Genomic DNA, 3,058 nt, shown 5'->3' on the forward strand with positions numbered 1-3,058 from the left:
GCAGGCCGCCACCATCGTCACCAGCAACCTCGACTTCACCGAGTGGGACCAGGCCTTCCCGGGCAACCGGCTGCTCGCTTCGGCCACCGTCGATCGGCTGCGCCACAACGCCTATTGCCTGACCCTTGACGGGGCCTCCTACCGGGCCCCTCGACAGGGTCCAAACAAGGCCAAAACAGCACTTGCCAGCACCCCGAAAAACAACCAACCTTGAACCCCCGAAGACGTTCGTCAGAGCCTATTCAAACTGGCTCCTATATGCCGATCATCGGTGGCTCTATTGTGCCGGTCAGTGACAACCGGATGCGTCTGCATGACCTGGAGTTCGGCGGGCGTCAGCGAGCCCCCCTTCAGGAGGATGCTGTCGGGAATCCCGATCTTGCCCACGTCGTGCAGAAAGGCACCGGCAACCAGGTGCGAGATATCTTCCGCCGAGACCCCCAGCGCTTCAGCCAAACCGATCGCGTAGAGCGTGACCCGATAGTTGTGGGCATCGGTACCGGAATCCTTCTTGGCCACGGCGTTCCCCAGGGAGCGGATCAGCGACAGGTTCGAGTCCAGCAAGGAACGAGACAAGTCCGTTGAGCGTCGCAGCATGGCCAGCATCAGGGGATACAGGACAAACGCTGTCGCCACCACGGCGCCGACAGCGGTAAGCGCCCCCGTGCGAACCTGATCCCGCTGAGCTTGGACAGTTTCCGCATCGAGCCGGCTGACGGTCCTCACATACCCAACAAGACGGCCATCGCTACCGGAGATCGGGACAACGACGTGGATCAGATGCTCGGAACCCACTTCGATCCAGGTACGGTGGATCTGATGTCGCTCGGGACGCTTCAAGGCTTGGGCACGGAGCACGTCTATCAGCGAAACGGCGCTACTCCCCCAGTTCTCGTAAACCTGATCGCCATCACCATCAAAGACCTGCAGCCCGACAAAACGACTTTTGTCCAGCAAGCGCTCCAGTTCGTCATGACCGTCAGGCCGGCCGGCGCTAACAATCATCTGCATCGCAGGCGTGGCGAAATGGCGGGCGCTGCGGGTGGCCTGCTCCAGTGCAGCCTGTTCCGCCCGGTAGGTTTCAACGAAATAAGCAACACCACCGGCAATCAGCGCAACCACGGTCGCAGCCAACCCAAGCCTGATGGTCAGCATCCCGTGCAACTGGCCAGGGGTTTCTGGCAACGGGCGGCTCATGTCAGCTTTTCACTTCAGGCTCTGGAGCATTTCGATTTCGTGTTTGAAGTGCCCACTCACCCGGTCCATTGCAAACTGGTGCATCACCGTGTTCTCCGCGAACTTGGCCCGCTCGACATCCATTTCGACCGTGTTCCCATCGATACTGCCTTGGCTGGGGACATGGTATTTCAGTGGGATGGGAGGCTGGGTGCCGGTGCTTTGTCCTGACAAGTGCCCCCCCGAGGTCGTGGTCAGGGATACAGGAGGCACATTCGCCGCCGCCTGGGCGTTACGTAGTGCTTCTTGGAAATCGATGTCAACGGCCTTGTAGCCGGGGGTATCGGCGTTGGCAATATTTGACGCGATGATTTGCTGTCGATAAGCCCTCAACCCCAAGGCGAGTTGCTGAAAATCATGACTTGGGTGCCCCGACCCCACCAGCGGGATGTGACGGCGTTGAAAGCCATCTCCCAGCGAGGGCCATGCATCGCGGTGTGCCGAATTCTGTGCTCCATCGGCACTGGATGCCGGACTGGGCGTCCCAGACAAGACCGTGCCGGGCGTTCTGCCCATGACCTGTGAAAGAGCGGCGGCAAAAGAAGTAGTGCCACTCCCCGAACTGGTGTGAGCACTGTGTCCAGCATCCGAGCTCGGCTGAAGCGGCCCAGGACTTCCAATTCCGGTGACGGGTGGCATGGCAACTTACTCCTGTTCGTTCATGATCAGGATGGCCTTCACCGGATCGATCGGTCCGGTCTCGTGCCATTTGCTACTGAGCTTTGACGCGGGTGCCTTGTCCATACAGCCGTGGTTGCACTCCACGACCCAGCGCTTCATCAGCACCGCCTGGCAAAAGGAAAAGGCGATGGCCTCGGGCTTGCAGCCGACGGTCTCAGCCAGGATGCGGCAAGAACAACGGCTCCCGTGTTCATCGTGGGTTGGGGTTTTCATGTTCAAAACACCGAGGCCCCTTCACGGGGCCTCTGAATGACTGCGTTTACTTCATGTCCCGCTGGTGGTTGTGACGCTTTGCATCCTTGGCCGGTGCCGCCTTTTCCCCCGTAGCCTCAGGGGCCGCCGCCGGGATACCGGTCTTTTCCGTCATGTGGGAATGGGGCTTCACCTTCTTCGGCGTGGTCTTCTCGGTTTGCTCGGCAGGTGCCTTGTCGGCATCCGCTGCCTGAGCGCCAAAAGACAGCGCCGCAACGGTGGCAATCAGCGCGGTCGAGAGAAAAGAATTGAGTTTCATTACAGCTTCTCCAAAAAAGGTATTCAGACAGTTCGAGATGCCGGTGGGCGGGTCCGACAAGGCCAGTTTGTGCTTCTGGAACCGTCAGGGATATGACCCGGTGATTACATTCCTGTCAGGTTTCTCTTGGCCGCTACGCACAGCTAGCGCTTCGGGAGCGCCGCCAGGAACGCCTTCTGAAATTCCAGCGTGCACGAAAGCAGTGCCGACCAGTGGTCCACCGCAATCCGGCCGCTTGCCGCGGTGAAACCCGCAACGTCTCCCTGCAACAGCACTTTGGGGTCTTGGTCAGCCTGATGCACCCACTTGTGCATCTTCTCGGTGGTCAATGTCCCCCCGCGTCAGAATAGTTGTCGCCTCTCTATGATGTTGAACCTGGGGGCGACAAGGATGAGAGATGGCTCGGTACGGAGAAGCATTCAGGAACAGAGCGGTGGCGCGGTTGTTGCCGCCGGAGAGCGCCCAAGTGGGCGTGGTATCACAAGAGATTGGGGTTTCGGTGCAGACATTGGAACGATGGCGTGAGGATGCGCAGTCCAGGCCCGCCCGAGGGCGGGCCTGGACTGCGCGCGCTCGACTCGAAGCGGTGATCACTACGGCGGCGATGGACGAGGCCGGCAAGAGCGCCTG

The 3,058-nt window shown here is 60.2% G+C and carries 7 protein-coding genes; 2 read left to right on the forward strand and 5 right to left on the reverse strand.

The genetic code is table 11. The annotated features are described in order from the left end of the window. On the forward strand, positions 1–214 hold a 214-nt coding region (locus tag HHL15_RS25970; RefSeq protein WP_169147169.1), incomplete at its 5' end, for an ATP-binding protein. Positions 215–231: 17 nt separating this feature from the next. On the opposite strand, the gene HHL15_RS25975 is transcribed toward HHL15_RS25970, so the two are convergent. The 5 genes from HHL15_RS25975 to HHL15_RS25995 form a co-directional block, all read right to left on the reverse strand. Further along, positions 232–1,197: an HD-GYP domain-containing protein gene (locus HHL15_RS25975; RefSeq protein WP_206198985.1), complete on the reverse strand. Its 966-nt coding sequence runs from the start codon at positions 1,195–1,197 to the stop codon at positions 232–234. Between the two features lie 9 nt (positions 1,198–1,206). Further along, positions 1,207–1,875 (reverse strand): flagellar basal body rod protein FlgB, encoded by a 669-nt coding sequence (gene flgB, locus HHL15_RS25980; RefSeq protein WP_235943682.1) that lies wholly within the window; start codon positions 1,873–1,875, stop codon positions 1,207–1,209. A 6-nt stretch (positions 1,876–1,881) separates the two neighbouring features. Further along, positions 1,882–2,130: a hypothetical protein gene (locus HHL15_RS25985; protein ID WP_235943683.1), complete on the reverse strand. Its 249-nt coding sequence runs from the start codon at positions 2,128–2,130 to the stop codon at positions 1,882–1,884. Between the two features lie 46 nt (positions 2,131–2,176). After that, entirely contained in the window at positions 2,177–2,488 is a 312-nt protein-coding gene (locus tag HHL15_RS25990) for a hypothetical protein (protein WP_235943684.1), read from the reverse strand. An 83-nt stretch (positions 2,489–2,571) separates the two neighbouring features. Continuing rightward, a complete protein-coding gene (locus HHL15_RS25995) occupies positions 2,572–2,757 on the reverse strand; it encodes a hypothetical protein (protein WP_169148666.1) in 186 nt (61 codons plus the stop codon). 68 nt (positions 2,758–2,825) lie between these two features. Here HHL15_RS25995 and HHL15_RS26000 point away from each other — a divergent pair. Beyond that, a partial coding sequence (locus HHL15_RS26000; protein ID WP_169147065.1) for a transposase occupies positions 2,826–3,058 on the forward strand: 233 nt, incomplete at its 3' end.

The sequence above is a fragment of the Zoogloea dura genome, assembly GCF_012927165.1.
GTDB lineage: Bacteria > Pseudomonadota > Gammaproteobacteria > Burkholderiales > Rhodocyclaceae > Zoogloea > Zoogloea dura.

What these genes read in the sequence shown, in the direction of transcription:
- HHL15_RS25975 (WP_206198985.1), bottom strand. Translation starts at nt 1,197, where the DNA reads ATGAGCCGCCCGTTGCCAGAAACCCCTGGCCAGTTGCACGGGATGCTG.
- flgB (WP_235943682.1), bottom strand. Translation starts at nt 1,875, where the DNA reads ATGCCACCCGTCACCGGAATTGGAAGTCCTGGGCCGCTTCAGCCGAGC.
- HHL15_RS25985 (WP_235943683.1), bottom strand. Translation starts at nt 2,130, where the DNA reads ATGAAAACCCCAACCCACGATGAACACGGGAGCCGTTGTTCTTGCCGC.